General features: G+C 65.4%; 15 protein-coding genes. 6 read left to right on the forward strand and 9 right to left on the reverse strand.

All coding sequences use genetic code 11. From position 1 onward, the window contains the following. Positions 1-41: 41 nt before the first annotated feature. Positions 42-2,015 (reverse strand): lytic transglycosylase domain-containing protein, encoded by a 1,974-nt coding sequence (locus JMY28_RS31225; RefSeq protein WP_201699779.1) that lies wholly within the window; start codon positions 2,013-2,015, stop codon positions 42-44. 8 nt (positions 2,016-2,023) lie between these two features. Here JMY28_RS31225 and JMY28_RS31230 point away from each other — a divergent pair, with 8 nt between their 5' ends. Continuing rightward, positions 2,024-2,650 (forward strand): 5-formyltetrahydrofolate cyclo-ligase, encoded by a 627-nt coding sequence (locus JMY28_RS31230; protein WP_236597133.1) that lies wholly within the window; start codon positions 2,024-2,026, stop codon positions 2,648-2,650. A gap of 51 nt (positions 2,651-2,701) precedes the next feature. On the opposite strand, the gene JMY28_RS31235 is transcribed toward JMY28_RS31230, so the two are convergent. Next, positions 2,702-3,214, reverse strand: a complete 513-nt coding sequence (locus JMY28_RS31235) for a winged helix DNA-binding protein (RefSeq protein WP_201699781.1) — start codon at positions 3,212-3,214, stop codon at positions 2,702-2,704. A 205-nt stretch (positions 3,215-3,419) separates the two neighbouring features. On the opposite strand from JMY28_RS31235, the gene pxpB reads away from it, so the two are divergent. The 5 genes from pxpB (at position 3,420) to JMY28_RS31260 (ending at position 7,851) form a co-directional block, all read left to right on the forward strand. Continuing rightward, positions 3,420-4,079: a 5-oxoprolinase subunit PxpB gene (pxpB, locus tag JMY28_RS31240; protein ID WP_201699782.1), complete on the forward strand. Its 660-nt coding sequence runs from the start codon at positions 3,420-3,422 to the stop codon at positions 4,077-4,079. Beyond that, positions 4,076-5,137 carry a 5-oxoprolinase subunit C family protein gene (locus JMY28_RS31245; RefSeq protein WP_201699783.1) on the forward strand — a complete coding sequence of 354 codons (1,062 nt, stop codon included), beginning with the start codon at positions 4,076-4,078 and terminating at the stop codon, positions 5,135-5,137. The genes pxpB and JMY28_RS31245 overlap by 4 nt, the downstream gene beginning before the upstream one ends. Before the next feature lie 44 nt (positions 5,138-5,181). Further along, positions 5,182-5,937 (forward strand): 5-oxoprolinase subunit PxpA, encoded by a 756-nt coding sequence (gene pxpA / locus JMY28_RS31250; protein WP_201699784.1) that lies wholly within the window; start codon positions 5,182-5,184, stop codon positions 5,935-5,937. Positions 5,938-6,154: 217 nt separating this feature from the next. Next, positions 6,155-6,901, forward strand: coding sequence for a DUF969 domain-containing protein (locus tag JMY28_RS31255; protein WP_201699785.1), 747 nt, complete (start codon positions 6,155-6,157; stop codon positions 6,899-6,901). Further along, entirely contained in the window at positions 6,898-7,851 is a 954-nt protein-coding gene (locus JMY28_RS31260) for a DUF979 domain-containing protein (RefSeq protein ID WP_201699786.1), read from the forward strand. Before JMY28_RS31255 ends, JMY28_RS31260 begins: the two co-directional genes overlap by 4 nt. A 90-nt stretch (positions 7,852-7,941) precedes the next feature. On the opposite strand, the gene JMY28_RS31265 is transcribed toward JMY28_RS31260, so the two are convergent. From JMY28_RS31265 to JMY28_RS31295, 7 genes are all read right to left on the reverse strand, one after another. Further along, entirely contained in the window at positions 7,942-8,739 is a 798-nt protein-coding gene (locus JMY28_RS31265; RefSeq protein ID WP_201699787.1) for a glycosyltransferase family 2 protein, read from the reverse strand. 129 nt (positions 8,740-8,868) lie between these two features. Further along, positions 8,869-9,987: a TraB/GumN family protein gene (locus tag JMY28_RS31270; RefSeq protein ID WP_407945562.1), complete on the reverse strand. Its 1,119-nt coding sequence runs from the start codon at positions 9,985-9,987 to the stop codon at positions 8,869-8,871. Between the two features lie 187 nt (positions 9,988-10,174). Further along, the gene (locus JMY28_RS31275) at positions 10,175-11,209 is read right to left on the reverse strand and encodes a peptide ABC transporter ATP-binding protein (RefSeq protein ID WP_201699789.1); all 1,035 of its coding nucleotides are present in this window, start codon (positions 11,207-11,209) and stop codon (positions 10,175-10,177) included. Further along, the gene (locus tag JMY28_RS31280) at positions 11,206-12,204 is read right to left on the reverse strand and encodes an ABC transporter ATP-binding protein (protein WP_201699790.1); all 999 of its coding nucleotides are present in this window, start codon (positions 12,202-12,204) and stop codon (positions 11,206-11,208) included. Before JMY28_RS31280 ends, JMY28_RS31275 begins: the two co-directional genes overlap by 4 nt. A 2-nt stretch (positions 12,205-12,206) precedes the next feature. Further along, entirely contained in the window at positions 12,207-13,124 is a 918-nt protein-coding gene (locus tag JMY28_RS31285) for an ABC transporter permease subunit (RefSeq protein WP_201699859.1), read from the reverse strand. 54 nt (positions 13,125-13,178) lie between these two features. After that, on the reverse strand, positions 13,179-14,192 hold the full coding sequence (locus JMY28_RS31290; RefSeq protein ID WP_201699791.1) for an ABC transporter permease subunit: 1,014 nt from the start codon (positions 14,190-14,192) through the stop codon (positions 13,179-13,181). 138 nt (positions 14,193-14,330) lie between these two features. Beyond that, entirely contained in the window at positions 14,331-15,965 is a 1,635-nt protein-coding gene (locus JMY28_RS31295) for an ABC transporter substrate-binding protein (RefSeq protein WP_201699792.1), read from the reverse strand. Positions 15,966-16,016 lie beyond the last annotated feature (51 nt).

The raw sequence follows: 16,016 nt of genomic DNA on the forward strand, positions 1-16,016 counted from the left end.
GATCCGTATGAAAGAAGCGGCGCGGCGTGACGACCCGGCGCTTACGGCGAGATATAGCCGAGACGCGCCTTCAGCGATTGCGGACGGCCCTCGAACAGCGCCGCATAGTAGACCGTGTTCGACAACACGTTTTTCACGTAATCGCGGGTTTCCTGGAATGGAATGGTTTCCGCGAAGATGGCGCCCTCGACGCCGCCCTGCAAAGTCTGGCGCCATGCGCGCGGGCGGCCCGGCCCGGCGTTGTAGCCCGCTGTGGCGAGCACGGCGGAGCCGTCGAACTGATTGTAGATCATCGACAAATAGTTCGTTCCGAGCAGGATGTTGGTGTCGAGATCGTTGAGCTGGTCGCGCGACAGCGGGCCGAGGCCGATCTTCTTCGCCACCATCTGCGCCGTGGCCGGCATGATCTGCATGAGGCCGCTTGCGCCCACGCCCGACTTCGCGTTGAGAATGAAACGCGATTCCTGGCGGATGAGGCCGTAGGCCCATTCGACGTCGAGGCCGTTGGTTTGCGCGTCGCGCTCCACGACGTCGCGGAACGGCGCGATGTAGCGCAGCGAGAAGTCGTGTTCCGTTTGCGTGCGGTCGGCCGTGTTGACGGTGCGGTCGAGCAACTGGATGCGCTTTGCGTATTCGGCGACGGCGAGCAACTGGCGATCGCTCATGCCGCGCAGCGGCCAGTTCCATTCACGATTGCCTTCGAGCCGCAGATTCAACGCGTAGAAGCGCTGTGCGAGCGCGAAGCCCGGCGTTTGCGCGGCCTGGGCGACTTCGGCGTCGCTCACCGTGGTCTTGGGCGGGATCGTGATCTTCTGGCCGAGTTCCTCGGTGGCGAGCTGCCCGTAGAAGTTATAGCCCTGCGAGATCGACGCGAACTCCTGATTCGCCTGGCCTGTTTCACCCGCCTGCTTGAGCGCGCGTGCGTGCCAGTAGACCCACGACGGTTGCGCGCGCAGCGCGGCGGGCATCTGTTCGATCGACCAGCGCACCATCGTCCAGTCGCCGCCCAGCAGCGCGGCGCGCGTACGCCATTCGTAAGCCGGGTTCGAAAGCGGTGCGTTAGCCGAGAGGCGATACCAGTCGAGCGCGGCGGGCAGGCGCTTCTGCGCGCCCTGATAACCGATCGTGCCCCAGCCGATCGCGCGCTCCGGCGACGTGAGCTGCGGCGCGACGGCGGCGTAGGTCGCGGCGGCCATGGCCGGATCGTTGCGCGCCATCACGGTGACGGCGAGCAATGCCAACTGATGCGACTGCGGATCGGCGGTGACGCCTTGCGCAAGCGTGAGCGGCGGTGTGCTCACCGCCTGGCTGAACGCCGTCGGGTCGGGACGCTGCGAAAGGCCGTCGACGAGCTTTGCGCCGGTCGATGTCTGGTTCTGCTCGTAGGCGAGGCGGATCTGCTGCCACACGTCGTCGCTCGAGAACTGGCCTTTGATGGCAAGCGCGGTGATGAGATCGACGCAGCCGTCGCCGTAATAGCGCGGGTCGGTGAGCAGCGCGCGCGCATCGTTCGCGACGTTCTCGCCGCGCGCCGCGCGCGACTCGAGCGCGTAGCACTTCACCTGCGTGTCGTCGTTGAGCACGAAGCGCGGATATTGCTGGTCGAAATTCGCCCAGTCGTGGCGCGCGCCCAGCACGAGGAGATAGTCGTTGCGCAGACGGTCGGCGATCGCCTGGCCGTCGTAGCGCTGCAAGAACGACAGCACCGGCGCGTCGGGCGCGTCCACACGCGCGTGGCCTTGCGAGTCGAACAGCTGCGGCTTGAGCTGGAAGTATTCGAGATACGACGGCGCCGGGTAATCGGGAATCGTCGCAGCGAGTTGCGCGGCGCGCGCGGGATCGTTATTGCGCGCGGCTTCGCGAAGCTGGATGAAAGTCTGATCGTCGTTGGAAAGGACTGCGCCTACGGGCAGGGCGACGGGGCGCACGGCGTCCGCCGTGCTGCATGCTACGAGTGCCGCGGCAGTCAGTGCGAGACCGACCACGCGATATACTCGGACAAGGCGTTTGGACATCGTTATTTCTGGAGCGCGAGGTGAACCCAAGCATAGCACGCAACCCTCACACGGAATCCAAAAAGGACTGGCGTGCAAGGCTGCTTCCTCGGCGAATTGAGGCCGCTTCCGACGTGGCAATCGGTGCTGCACTGACGGCTCGTCTCGATACGCTCGTCGCGCAATTTTCGCCGCGTTCGATCGGGTTCTATTGGCCCTTGCGCGGCGAGTTCGATGCGCGCGTCTGGATCACCGCCTGGCTCGCCGCCGATGCCTCACGCCGCGCCGCCCTGCCCGCCATTCCCGAGCGCCACACGCCGCTCGTGTTCCATGCGTGGACGCCGAACGCGCCGATGCGTGAAGGCCATCACGGGATACTCGAGCCGCAGTCGCAGGACGTGATCGTGCCCGATCTCCTCCTCGTGCCTTGCGTGGGTTTCGATCGCGACGGCTATCGCCTTGGCTACGGCGGCGGCTACTACGACCGCACGCTGGCCGCCTGGCCAGGCGAGGCGTTGCCTGTCACGGTGGGCATTGCGTATGAAGCGTGCCGCATCGACGACGGCGTGGTCGCGCGCGAGGCGCACGATCTGCCGCTCGACGCCGTGGTGACCGAAGCCGCTACGCATCTTTGCCAACGTTCACACGCGCGCTGAACGCGCCTTAGTGGTCCAAAGCGTGGTCCAAAACGTGGGCCAAAGCGCGGCTCAAAGCGAAGCCGCTGCGCGCGCGGCCGTATCGTAGAGCCCCGACGCATTGCGCATGAGCTGCGCGGCGTCGCCGATCTGCTGGTTCGTCAGGCCGCTTTCCTTGAGCGTCGCGATGAGGCAGCTCTCGCGCACGTCGCGGTAGCGCATGCACAGGTCGTGCCCTTCCGGCGTGACCGAGAAGAAGACTTCCTTGCCGGTCTTTTCGCTTTTTACATACCCTCTGGAGACGAGCTTCTTCAACGCGTACGTGGCCACGTGCGTGTCCTCGATGTTGAGCACGAAGCAGATATCCGCGAGCTTCTTGCGCCGCTCGCGATGGCCGACGTGATGGAGCAGCGAAACCTCGATCGGCGTCATGTCCTTCACGCCCGCCGCCGACATGCAGCGCACCATCCAGCGGTTGAACGCGTTGCTCGCCATGATGAGCGCGTACTCGAACTCGGAAAGCTCGGCGCTCGACTCGGAGACGAGATGTTCGGACGAAACGATCTTGGTCGGCTGGCGCGACATGGCAAATAACCCGGTAGTCGGTGGTCGAGGAGGCAAAGCGGCGTGGCGTGAGTGTAATTGCAGCGCGTTTTCGGTGCGCCTGGCGAAAACGCTTATTGATAAATTGTAGATAATTTATCGACAATGTACGCTAGGAAGAAACGGCGCCGACCGTCTTCGTGTGCAAACTTTCGACCGGTCGCACCCGTCCCCTGATCGATCCAACATGCCGAATTCTGACCCTCGCATTTTTCCTCTCGGTGACGAAGCGCTCGTTTGCGAAGCGCCGCCGCCCGCCACGCTCGAAGTCCAGCGCCGCGTCTGGGCCGTCGCCGCGCTCGCGCGCGGCTGGGCGCCGGTGCGCGAAGTGGTGCCCGGCATGAACAATCTGACGATCACCTTCGATCCGCTCGCGGCCGATGCCGCGGCGCTTGCCGGCGCGCTCCGGGACGCATGGCGCGACGCCGAAGGCGCGAGGGAAGCCGGCCGCGAGGTCGAGATACCGGTGGTCTATGGCGGCGACGATGGCCCCGATCTCGAAGCGGTCGCGCAGCACTGCGCGCTCGCTGCCGCCGACGTCGCCGCACGCCACGCCGCGGGCGTCTACACGGTGTTCTTCCTCGGCTTTCAACCCGGCTTCGCCTATCTCGGCGGCCTCGAACCTCTTCTACACACGCCGCGCCGCCGCGAGCCGCGCCTTGCCGTCCCTGCCGGATCGGTGGGCATCGGCGGCGAGCAGACGGGCATTTATCCGGCCGCATCGCCCGGCGGCTGGCAGCTGATCGGCCGCACCGCCGCGAAACTGTTCGACCCCGCGCGCAACCCGCCTACGCTGCTGATGCCCGGCGACCGCGTGCGATTCACCATCGCGGAGCTCCACGCATGATCGAAGTGTTGCGCGCGGGCCTGCTCACCACGGTCCAGGATCTCGGCCGCCCCGGCTACCGGCATCTGGGCGTCGCCACCGGCGGCGCGCTCGATACGCTCGCGCTCGAAGTGGGCAACCGCCTCGTCGGCAACCGGGCCGACGCGGCCGGCGTCGAAATCACCTTCGGCCCCGTCGCGCTACGCTTCGCGCGCGCCACGCGCGTCGCCATTACCGGCACCGACTTCGGCGCCACACTCGGCGGCCGCCCGGTCTGGTCGTGGTGGAGTCTGCCCGTGGCCGCCGGCGAAGAACTGGTGCTGAACGGTGCGAAGCGCGGCATGCGCGCCTATGTATGCGTCGCGGGCGGCATCGACGTGCTGCCTATGCTCGGCTCGCGCAGCACCGACCTCGCGGCGGGCTTCGGCGGCCTTGCGGGCCGCGCGCTCAAAGATGGCGACCGCCTCGCCACTGGCGCCTCGTTCGCCCCGGGCCGCGAGCGCGCCGCGCTGGATGCCGGCGCGCCAGCCTTCGGCGTGAAGGCGCCCGTGTGGTGCAACTTCGCATTGGCCGACGAGCCGCATCACCGGCGCGGCCGCCATCCGGACGGCATGGCGTGGGCCGTGCCTGTGCGCGTGCTGTGCGGCCCCGAGTACGACAGTTTCACGGCCGAGGCCCAGCGCGCGCTCTGGTCCGATGAATGGCAGATCACCCCCAACAGCAACCGCATGGGCTTTCGGCTCACGGGCACACCGCTCGCGCGCACGAACGGCGCGGACCTGCTCTCGCACGCGGTGCTGCCCGGCACGATCCAGGTGCCGCCGAACGGCCAGCCCATCGTGCTGATGGCCGACGCGCAGACCACGGGCGGCTACCCGAAGATCGGCTCCGTGATTCGCGCCGACTGGTGGAAGCTCGCCCAGGTGCGGCTGACCGGCGGCGTTCGTTTCGTGGAAGCGACGCCGGCCGTCGCGCGCGCAGCGCTGGAAGAGGAACGGGCGTATTTGCGGCAGATCGACGCCGCGATCGCCATGCACGACGAACGCTATGCGAGCCGCCGCGCGGCCGCGAGCGCCTGATTTTCAAGCACCATCGGCAAGACAAGCAGTAAGAGGAACACATCATGACCACCATCGATCTGAACGCCGATCTCGGCGAAGGCTGCGGCTCCGACGAGGCGCTGCTCGACCTCGTAAGCTCCGCCAACATCGCGTGCGGCTGGCACGCGGGCGGTGCCAACGCCATGCGCGAATGCGTGCGCTGGGCCGTGGAAAAAGGCGTGTCGATCGGCGCGCATCCGAGCTTCAACGACCCCGAGAACTTCGGCCGCAAGGAGATGAACCTGCCGACCGATGAGATTTACGCGGGCGTGCTCTACCAGCTTGGCGCGCTCTCCGCGATCGCCCAGGCCGAAGGCGGCCGCATCGCCCATGTAAAGCCGCACGGCGCGCTCTACAACCAGGCGGCGCGTGACCCGCAGATCGCCGAGGCGATCGTCTCCGCCGTGCATGATTTCGATCCGTCCGTGACCGTGTTCGCGCTCGCGGGCAGCGGGCTCGTGACGGCGGCGCGCGAGGCGGGGCTCGTCGCGATCGAGGAAGTGTTCGCCGACCGCGGCTACCGCGCGGACGGCTCGCTCGTGCCGCGCAGCGAGCCGGGCGCCCTGCTCGACGACGAAGACACCGTGCTCGCGCGCACGCTCGCGATGATCCGCGAGCAGCGCGTGCAGGCCGTGAACGGCGCCTGGGTGCCGCTGAACGCGCAGACCATTTGCCTGCACGGCGACGGCCCGCACGCGCTCGCGTTCGCGCGGCGCATCCGCACGGCGCTCGACGACGCGGGCATCGGCGTGCGCGCGGCGGGCGCAGCCGAAGTCTGACGCTCCCCGGCTTCAATGCACCGAAGCGCGCGGCAAGCGCCGCGCGCTGCCCGAACGGCGACATCCAAGGTTTTCGCAAGGCAATCCCACGGCAGCGCAAGCTGCAGACGTAGTTGTACCCAGCAGGTTCGTAGTTGTACGAACGGCCATCAGAGCCGCGAAGTCAACGCCGCTATACGCGGCAATCAACGACAAGCCAATACGTTTGGAGATCCACATGCAGAGCACCGTCAACTTATGGCCGCTGATCGGCGTGGCCGTCATCATCGCCGGCTTCCTATTGCGGTTCAATCCGATGCTGATCGTCGCCGCGGCGGCCGTCGTCACCGGTTTCGCCGCGGGCTTTGAGCCCGGCAAGATTCTCGCCGCCATCGGCACCGGCTTCATCAAGACCCGCAACATCCCGCTCATCATCCTGCTGCCGCTTGCCGTGATCGGACTGCTGGAGCGCCACGGCCTGCGCGAGCGCGCGCAGATCTGGATCGGCAGCATCAAGGCGGCCACCGCCGGGCGTCTGCTCATCGTCTATCTGCTCGTGCGCGAACTCACCGCCGCTGTCGGTCTGACGGGCCTCGGCGGGCATCCGCAGATGGTGCGGCCGCTCATCGCGCCGATGGCCGAAGGCGCCACTGAAAACCGCTTCGGCAAGCTCTCCGATGCCGTGCGCTACAAGTTGCGCGCTTACTCGGCCGCGACCGACAACGTGGGCCTCTTCTTCGGCGAGGACATCTTCGTCGCGTTCGGCGCGATCGTGCTGATGGTTACGCTGCTCAAGGAAGCGGGCGTTTCGGTCGAGCCGATCCACGTGGCGTTCTGGGGCATCCCCACGGCGATCTGCGCGTTTCTGATTCACGGCGCACGGCTCTGGCTGCTCGACCGCAAGCTCGAACGCGAGCTGGGCGGCGCGAAGCCGGCCGGTGCGAAGGCGCCGGCAGCAGACCAACGACAGGGAGACGAAGCATGACGCTCACCCTCAACTGGCTCTTCTGGCTGCTCGGCATCGTGCTGCTCATCGTGGGCGGCATGATCATGATGGACCGCGAGCACCCGCGCCGCTTCACGGCGGGCGGCTTCTGGATGCTCTACGCGCTCATCTTTCTTGTCGGCGACCTGCTCCCCGCCGAAGTCGTGGGCGTGCTCGTGCTCGCCATGGCGCTGATCGCGGGTCTGGGCGGCGTGACCGCTGCCAAACCCAAAGTGCTCGCGCTCGAAGCCCGTATCGCCAGCGCGAAGCGACTGGGCAACAAGCTCTTCGTGCCCGCGCTCACCATCCCCGTCATCACCGTCGTGCTCACGCTCGCCGCGAGCCATCTCGTATTCGGCGGCAAGCCGCTCGTCGACCCGAAAAACGTCACGCTGATCGGTTTCGGCATTGGCTGCGTGATCGCGCTCGTGATTGCCTGCATCATCACGCGCGACAGCGTCGGCCAGTCGATGAAGGAAACGCGCCGCCTCGTCGACGCGCTCTCGTGGGCCGCCGTCCTGCCGCAGATGCTCGGCATGCTTGGTCTCGTGTTCTCGGACGCGGGCGTGGGCAAGGCCGTCGCGCACGTGACGACGTCGTATATCAACATGGACGTGCGCTTCGTCGCTGTCGTGGTCTATTGCGTGGGCATGGCGCTCTTCACGATCATCATGGGCAACGGCTTCGCCGCGTTTCCGGTGATGACGGGCGGCGTGGGCGTGCCGGTGCTGGTGGGCGTGTTCCACGTCAATCCCGCGATGATGGCCGCCATCGGCATGTTCTCGGGCTACTGCGGCACGCTCATGACGCCGATGGCTGCGAACTTCAACATGGTGCCCGCGGCGCTGCTGGAGCTGCCCGACAAGAACGCGGTGATACGTGTGCAGGTGCCCACGGCGCTTGGCATTCTCGCGGCCAATATCGTGCTGCTGAATGTATTCGGGTTTTGACGATTCGAACGCGCGTAGTGGTGGAAAACGCGCTGGAAAATGCGTGGAAAAAGCCGGCCAAAGCCGGCTTTTTTGCGCTTATTTTTGCATTCAGCCAGTGCGCAGCGAAGCGGCGTCGAGCGCCTCGCAAAAGTGCGGAAAATGCCGCGCAACAAGCACCTCGGGCAGCAAATACTGCGGAAAGCATTTCGACGTGTTGTGAGCATGGAGCACGTGCAGGCACAGGCCCACGTCGTCGGTGACAAGCGCAATGCGCGCGCCGCGCGAGCGCGCGGCCGTGATGAAGCGTGCGTCTTCGTTGAACGAACGCGGCTCGAACGGCTGTGCCGCCCACAACCGCCTCGTATAGACGTAGCTGAAGCCGTAGCCCAGATGGTTGTCGGCGAAGGACGGGTTGTCCTGCGGAAAATTGAGCACCGTCATGGGCTGATCGCTCCAGCAAAAATGCAGGCCGCTCTTGCGCATCAGGTCCCAGAACGCGAACTGGCCGTACGCGCGACTGTAGAGGAAGAACGCACCGAGTTTCACGAACTGCGCGTCGTGCAAACGCATTTGCCCGAGCATCGTGCTCAGGTAGTCGGGCGCATAGACCTCGTCGTCGTCGAAATGGGCGATGACTTCGCCGCGCGCAAGCTCGGCCGCAAGATTGCGCTTCTCGCCAATCGTCAAACGCGTGCGCAAATGGCGATACACCACGCGCTCGTCGTTCAGACTCGCCATGAACGCGCTGGGCGCGGCGCTGTCGTCGATCACGATCCATTCGAGCCCGGGCGCGCGCTGCGACGCGAACGAGCGGTACGCGAGTGGCAAGAACGCTTCACGGTTCCAGGTAGGCGTGACGACGCTCACGCAAGGCGCGCTCACCTGAGCGGTGGACGAAGGGAACATGACGGCAACCTCAGCGGCACAAAACCCGCATGCTAGGTGCGCGCGCAAGCTACCGATATCGAACATTGACTAAATGCGCGCACTTTTGATCGAGCGCAAGGACGCGGGCAGCGGCGCTGAGGCCGGCGCTCAACCCGGGTCGACGTTGAACCCACGCTGGCGCAGCAGCTGGAGCACGCCTTTCGGGCCGCCCAGGTGCAGGGCGCCGACGGCCACGAAAAGCGGCTTGTTGGGCGCCACGTACTGCTGCATGCGCGAAACGAAGCGCCTGTTGCGCTCGTAGACGATGCGGTTATCGACCGACGCCGCCACCCGCGCGTCGTGCGAAAGCTTTTCGGTGCGCGCCGATTCCCAGGCGGCGATCGCGTCAGCGTCGCCCACGCGCCACAGGCGCAGGAGCGTCTGCACGTCGGACACGTTTTGCGCCGGCGTTTGCGCGAGATCCTGCGCGAGCATCTCGCGCTGCTGGGCAAGGCTCAGGTTCGTGAAGGCGCGCATCTGCTCGGAAAGCGTCTCCAGACCGACGATGCGGCGGCCCTTCCAGCGCAGGAACACGTTCTGCAATTGCGCCTCGGTGCCGTATTCGGTCTGCAGGCCGGCGCTCAGCGAATCGTAGGTTTCCACGAGCAGCGAGGCGAGCCACGGCCGCATCTTGCGGATTTCGGCGAGCGCCTCGGGGTTGCCGCGCATGCGCGCCTCGAGCTTCTGCCAGAGCGGGTCGGGCAAGAGGCCGGGCAGGCAGGGCCGTTTGCACACCCCGTATTTCGAGACGTCGTCCTGGGAAACGAGCAGGTCGTCGGGGGAAAGCTCGAGCGCGAGAATGGGCGACGCGGCGAGCGCCGCGAGAATCGGCGGCCGAAACGGCTGGCCAGCGGGGTAGTCGACGGGGTCGCCCACATGGAGCGTGCCGAGCAGATAGATCGTGAGATTGCCGCGCGTGGCGACGTAGAACGGCATGCGCGCAGGCTGCGTGCGCACCGGGCCGCCAGCCGTCGTGCCAGAGGCGTAGCTCGGCACGGCGGGCGCGGCGTGAAAGCCGGGAATGCCGCCGTTCGCGCCGCGCGCAGCACCTGGCGGCACGGGGACGGCCGGCCGTACACCGGGCGTGTCGGCAACGGCGCCTCCGGCGAATGCGGTGCCTGGCGCGCTGGCGAGCGTACCGAGCGCGAGCGCCAGCGAGAGCGCTGCACGTAGCGCCCCGCTCGACGCTGTCTTCAACGCCGTACGGAACGCCACAGCAAATGCCAAACCGAATGCCAAACCCGAAGCCACACCGAATGTCACGCAACCAGCCGTATACAGTCCGGCAAAAGCGGCAGCCGGAATGATTGAAGGAGCGGCGGAGAAAACGGTGGAAAAAACAGTGAAAACGGCGGCGCGACGGCCGCCCATCGACTGGCGGCGCGTAACGATAAAACGACGCGCCGCCGTCGCTTCAGGCCGGCATGAGCCGCCCATCCTCTTCCCCCACCTCCTCTGCACGATGGCAGGATACCTGACGGCCGTCCACTTCGCGAAGTGCAGGAACTTCCTTACGACACCTGTCGATCGCGTATGGACACCGTTGGTGGAACGTGCAACCAGACGGCGGGTTGAGCGGCGAAGGCAATTCGCCCTCGAGCTTGATCTTCACGCGGCGGTCCGCTTCGAAAATCGCGGGCGTGGCCGAGAGCAGCGAGCGCGTGTAGGGATGGCGCGGCCGCGAGATTACCGTGTGCTTGTCGCCCAGTTCCGCCACGCCGCCCAGATACATCACCATCACGTCGTCGGCAATGTGCTCGACCACGGCCAGGTTGTGCGAAATGAACACGTAGCTCGTGCGGAACTGCTCCTGCAAGTCCATGAACAGATTGAGAATCTGTGCCTGGATCGAGACGTCGAGTGCGGAAACCGGCTCGTCGGCCACGACGATCTGCGGATCTAGGATCATCGCGCGTGCAATCGCCACGCGCTGGCGCTGGCCGCCCGAGAACATATGCGGATAACGCTTGGCGTGCTCGGGCCGCAGGCCGACGATGCGCATCATGTGCGCAATGCGGTCCGCGCGCTCGCTCGCCGTGAGCCGCGTGTTGATGGCGAGCGGCTCACCAAGCGTCTGCTCCACGGTCTTGCGCGGGTTGAGCGAGGCGAACGGGTTCTGGAACACCATCTGCACGCGCCGGCGCAGCGCGGCGATCTTCGCCGCGTTTGCGTGCGCCACGTCTTCGCCGTCGATGGTGAGCTTGCCCGCGGTGGGCGGCTCGATCATCGTCAGCTGGCGCGCGAGCGTCGATTTGCCGCAGCCGGATTCGCCCACCACGGCGAGCGTGCGCCCGCGCGTGAGCGAGAACGACACGCCGTTGAGCGCCTTCACGGTGCCCGTGCCGAACATGCCGCGCTTGACGGTGTAGTGCTTCTTGAGATCGTCGGCGATGAGAACCTTATCGTCCTGATGGTCCTGATGAGCCGCGTGTTGCTGGACTGCGTTCATCGCGCGCCTCCGTTGGATTGAGTCACCACCGCGTTCAGCGGCCTGATGCAGCGTACTTGCGCATAGCCGCTCTCGTCGGTCACCGCGTCGAGCGCGGGCCGGGCCTTCATGCAGTCGTCCACCACGTATTTGCAGCGCGGCGCGAAGAGACACCCGCTCGGCCGGTCGTCGCGCCCAGGCACCATGCCGGGCAGCGCGGCAAGCCGCATCGCCCCCTTGTTGTGCTCAGGGATAGCCGCGAGCAGCGCTTCCGTGTACGGATGATGCGGACGCGAAAAGATGTCCGGCACGCGGTTCGTTTCGATGATCTCGCCCGCGTACATCACGGCCACGCGCTGCGCGACTTCCGAAACCACGGCCAGATCGTGCGAGATCAGCACGAGCGCCATGCCGCGATCCTTCTGCAGGCGCACGAGCAGTTCCATGATTTGCGCCTGGATCGTCACGTCTAGCGCCGTGGTGGGTTCGTCGGCGATCAGGAGCTTCGGGTTGCAGGCCACGGCCATCGCGATCATCACGCGCTGGTTCATGCCGCCCGACATCTGGTGCGGGAAGTTGTCGATGCGGTTCTTCGCGTCGGGAATGCCCACCTGGTCGAGCAGTTCCAACGCGCGCGCGTTGAGCGCCGAGCCGCGCAAGCCTTCGTGCAGCTTGAGCACTTCCTTGATTTGATAGCCGACGGTGTAGCTCGGGTTCAGGCTCGTGAGCGCGTCCTGGAACACCATGGCGATGTCCTTGCCCACGATGCGGCGGCGCTCCCTGCCCGAGGCGTTGAGGAGATCGCGGCCGTCGAACGTGATCGAGTCGGCGCTCACCTTGCCGGGGGCGTCGATCAGGCCCATGAGCGCCATCATCGTCACGCTCTTGCCCGAGCCCGACTCGCCGACGATGCCGAGCACTTCGCCAGGTGCCACGGAGAGATTCACGCGGTCCACGGCGGGCAGGCCGTTGAAGTTCACCGCCAGATTGCGGATGGTCAAAAGGTCTTGAGTCATGATCAGGCCATCCGCTTGAGCTTGGGATCGAGTGCGTCGCGCAGCCCGTCGCCGAGCAGGTTGATCGCGAGCACCGAAATGAGGATGGACAGACCCGGCATCGTGACGATCCACCATGCGCTGTCGATATAGTCGCGCGCCGAGGCGAGCATCGCGCCCCACTCCGCCCGGGGCGGCTGGACGCCGAGGCCGAGAAAGCCGAGCGCGGCGGCATCGAGAATCGCCGAGGAAAAGCCAAGCGTAGCCTGCACGATGAGCGGAGCCGTACAGTTGGGCAGCACCTGCGAGAACATCAGGCGCAGCGTGCCCGCGCCAGCCACGCGCGAAGCGGTCACGTACTCTTTGTGCAGTTCGCCCAAAGCCGAGCCGCGCGTGAGACGCACGTAACCTGGCAGGGCCACGATCGCGATGGCGAGCATGGTGTTCGTGAGACCCGGGCCAATGATCGCAACCACAGCGACCGCGAGCAGGAGCGAGGGCAGCGCGAGCAGCACGTCCATGAGACGCATGATCGGCGTATCGGCCCACTTCTCGAAGAACGCGGCCACGAGACCGAGCACGATGCCCGGAATCAGCGCGAGCACGACCGAGACGCAGCCAATCCACAGCGAAAGCCGCGCGCCGTACATGAGACGCGAGAGGATGTCACGGCCCGCTTCGTCGGTGCCGAGAATGAACTTCCAGTTGCCGCCGTCCAACCATGCGGGCGGAATCTTCACGTAGTCGCGGTATTGCTCGATGGGGCTGTGCGGCGCGATGAGCGGCGCGAAGATCGCGATGAAGATCAGCGTGAGCACGATCACGCCCGCGCCCACGGCGCCCTTGTTGCGCGAGAAGTTCGCCCAGAATTCGCGCAGCACGAGCGCGCGGCCCGAAGGCGGCGTGACGGCGCGAGGCACGGTGTTCTGAATGTCAGCCATCATGCCTCCTGGTTTTGAATGTCGTGTTGTGGGGTTCGGATTTTCATGGCTCGCTTACCTCGTATGTCGAATGCGCGGGTTGAGCACGCCGTACAGCAGATCGACGAACAGGTTCACGACGATCACGAGCGTCGCGATCATGAGAATGCCGCCTTGCACCACCGGGTAGTCGCGTCGGCTGATCGCGTCGATCAGCCATTTGCCGATGCCCGGCCAGGAGAACAACGTTTCGGTGAGCACCGCGCCCGCAAGCAGTGTGCCGACCTGCAGACCGATCACGGTCACCACCGGAATGAGCGCGTTGCGCAGCGCGTGCACGACGATCACCCGCAGGGGCGAAAGACCCTTGGCGCGCGCGGTGCGGATATAGTCCTCGCGCAGGACTTCGAGCATCGACGAGCGCGTCATGCGCGCGATCACGGCGAGCGGAATCGTGCCGAGCACGATGGCCGGCAGGATCAGGTGGCTCAGAACCGACCTGAACGAGCCTTCGTCGGTGCCGGGCAGGAGCGAGTCGATCAACATGAAGCCGGTCACGTGCGGAATGTCGAATTCCACGGCGATGCGGCCCGACACAGGCGTCCAGCCGAGCTTCGACGAGAACACCATGATGAGGATGAGCCCCCACCAGAAGATCGGCATGGAGTAGCCGGTGAGCGCGGTGCCCATCACGCCGTGATCGACGACGGTGCCGCGCCGCAGTGCCGCGAACACGCCGGCGGGCAAGCCGATCGCGAGCGCGAAAATGAGCGCGCAGATCGAAAGCTCGACAGTGGCGGGAAAGCGCGCGAGAAACTCGCCCATCACGCTCGTGTTGGTGATGATCGAGGTCCCGAGGTTGCCGTGAATGGCGTGCCAGACGTAGTGGAGATACTGCATCGGCAGGGGCTCGTCGAGTCCCAGGCGGTGCATCGCCTCGGCGTGCATTTGCGGATCGACGCCGCGCTCGCCCATCATCACTTCGATGGGGTCGCCCGGAATCAGGTGGATGAGTGCGAACGCAAGAATGGTGATACCGATGAACGTGGGTATGACCATGCCGATGCGGCGCAATACGAAGCGGAACATGTGGTGTTCCCCCAAAAGCTTGAAATGAAACGCAACCGGCGACAGGGGCTCGTGACCCCGGTCGCCGGACCATATTTCGCCCGCTTTCCGATCAGGTGAAAGCTGGGCGAAAACTACTCGATAAACTCGCGATAAACATTACTGCATGCCGACGCCGTCGAAGCGCGCGTAGCCGAGCGGTTCGATGCGCATATCGATCACCTTCTTGCTGACCGGCTGATAGACGGTCGAGTGAGCGATCGGCGAGAACGGCAGTTGCTGCGCGAAAATGTGCTGCGCGTCCTGGTAGAACTTGGTGCGCTGCGCCACGTCGGAGGTCTGGCGGCCCTTCTGGACGAGATCGTCGAAGGGCTTGTAGCACCACTTGCCGAAGTTGTTGCCGTTCACGGCTTCGCAGCCGAGCAGCGTGCCGAGCCAGTTGTCGGGGTCGCCGTTGTCGCCCGTCCAGCCGATCAGCATCGAGTCGTCCTCGCCGGCGTGCGCGCGCTTGATGTACTCGCCCCACTCATACGTGACGATCTTCGCCTTCACGCCGACCTTGGCCCAGTCGGCCTGGATCATTTCGGCCATCAGACGCGCGTTCGGGTTGTAGGCGCGCTGCACCGGCATGGCCCACAGCGTGATCTCGAAACCGTTCGAGAGGCCAGCCTTGGCGAGCAGCGCCTTGGCCTTCGTCGGGTCGTACGCATTGGCCGCGAGGTTCTTGACGTAGGACCACTGAGTGGGCGGCATCGGGTTGGTTGCGAGCTGGCCCGCGCCCTGGTACACCGAGTCGATAATCGCCTTCTTGTTGATTGCCATGTCGAGCGCGTGGCGCACGTCCGCGTTGTCGAGCGGCTTGTGCGTGACGTTGTACGACAGATAGCCCAGGTTGAAGCCCGGCTGCGACGGCATCGCGATGTTCGCCTCGGCCTTCAGCGGCGCGATGTCGGCGGGACGCGGATAGCTCATCACCTGGCATTCGTCGCGCTTGATCTTCTGCACGCGCACGCTCGCGTCCGGCGTGATCGAGAAGATCAGCTTCGAGATCTTCACGGCGCCCGGCTTCCAGTAGTCAGGATTGCCGTCGAAACGGATGGTCGCGTCCTTCGTGTAGCTCTTGAAGATGAACGGACCCGTGCCGACCGGGAACTGGTTGATGTCGGCGGCCTTGCCGGCCTTCATCAGCTGGTCCGCGTATTCAGCCGAGAGGATCGAGGCGAATTCCATCGCCATGTTCTGGATGAACGGCGCGTTCGGCTCGTTCAGCGTGAACTTGACCGTGTACGGATCGACCTTTTCGACCTTGGCGATCAGCTTGTCGAGGCCCATGTCCGTGAAGTACGGGAACGACACCGGATACGCCTTGCGGAACGCGTTGTTCGCGTCGAGCATGCGGTCGAACGTGAACACGACGTCGTCGGCGTTGAATTCGCGCGAGGGCTTGAAGAACGAGGTGGTCTGGAACTTCACGCCATGACGCAGATGGAACGTGTAGGTCTTGCCGTCCGGGGAAACATCCCACGACTCTGCGAGGCCCGGTTCGACCTTGGTGCCGCCGCGCTCGAATTCGACGAGGCGGTTGTACACGGTGAACGTGTTCGCGGTGAAGTCGACACCCGTGGTGTATTGGGCGGGGTCGAAGCCAGCGGGGCTGCCTTCCGAGCAGTAGACGAGCGTCTTGTTCGGAATGCTTTGCGCGGCGTGCGCGAGCGGGGCTCCAGCAATCGATGCCGCTGCGAGCGCCACGAGAGACGTCATTCGTGCAGCACGCAACAGTTTGTTTTCTTTCATGTTTCCTCCAGTTCAATGCCAGCTTGCGCCAGCGTGGCGTGATCTTACTTG

Source organism: Paraburkholderia hiiakae (assembly GCF_904848665.1).
Taxonomy (GTDB): domain Bacteria; phylum Pseudomonadota; class Gammaproteobacteria; order Burkholderiales; family Burkholderiaceae; genus Paraburkholderia; species Paraburkholderia hiiakae.

Excerpts from the sequence above, each read along its gene's own strand:
- JMY28_RS31275 (WP_201699789.1), bottom strand. The coding sequence starts at position 11,209 with ATGAACGCAGTCCAGCAACACGCGGCTCATCAGGACCATCAGGACGAT.
- pxpA (WP_201699784.1), top strand. The coding sequence starts at position 5,182 with ATGACCACCATCGATCTGAACGCCGATCTCGGCGAAGGCTGCGGCTCC.
- JMY28_RS31280 (WP_201699790.1), bottom strand. The coding sequence starts at position 12,204 with ATGACTCAAGACCTTTTGACCATCCGCAATCTGGCGGTGAACTTCAAC.
- pxpB (WP_201699782.1), top strand. The coding sequence starts at position 3,420 with ATGCCGAATTCTGACCCTCGCATTTTTCCTCTCGGTGACGAAGCGCTC.
- JMY28_RS31235 (WP_201699781.1), bottom strand. The coding sequence starts at position 3,214 with ATGTCGCGCCAGCCGACCAAGATCGTTTCGTCCGAACATCTCGTCTCC.
- JMY28_RS31265 (WP_201699787.1), bottom strand. The coding sequence starts at position 8,739 with ATGTTCCCTTCGTCCACCGCTCAGGTGAGCGCGCCTTGCGTGAGCGTC.
- JMY28_RS31260 (WP_201699786.1), top strand. The coding sequence starts at position 6,898 with ATGACGCTCACCCTCAACTGGCTCTTCTGGCTGCTCGGCATCGTGCTG.
- JMY28_RS31225 (WP_201699779.1), bottom strand. The coding sequence starts at position 2,015 with ATGTCCAAACGCCTTGTCCGAGTATATCGCGTGGTCGGTCTCGCACTG.
- JMY28_RS31255 (WP_201699785.1), top strand. The coding sequence starts at position 6,155 with ATGCAGAGCACCGTCAACTTATGGCCGCTGATCGGCGTGGCCGTCATC.
- JMY28_RS31285 (WP_201699859.1), bottom strand. The coding sequence starts at position 13,124 with ATGGCTGACATTCAGAACACCGTGCCTCGCGCCGTCACGCCGCCTTCG.
- JMY28_RS31295 (WP_201699792.1), bottom strand. The coding sequence starts at position 15,965 with ATGAAAGAAAACAAACTGTTGCGTGCTGCACGAATGACGTCTCTCGTG.
- JMY28_RS31245 (WP_201699783.1), top strand. The coding sequence starts at position 4,076 with ATGATCGAAGTGTTGCGCGCGGGCCTGCTCACCACGGTCCAGGATCTC.
- JMY28_RS31290 (WP_201699791.1), bottom strand. The coding sequence starts at position 14,192 with ATGTTCCGCTTCGTATTGCGCCGCATCGGCATGGTCATACCCACGTTC.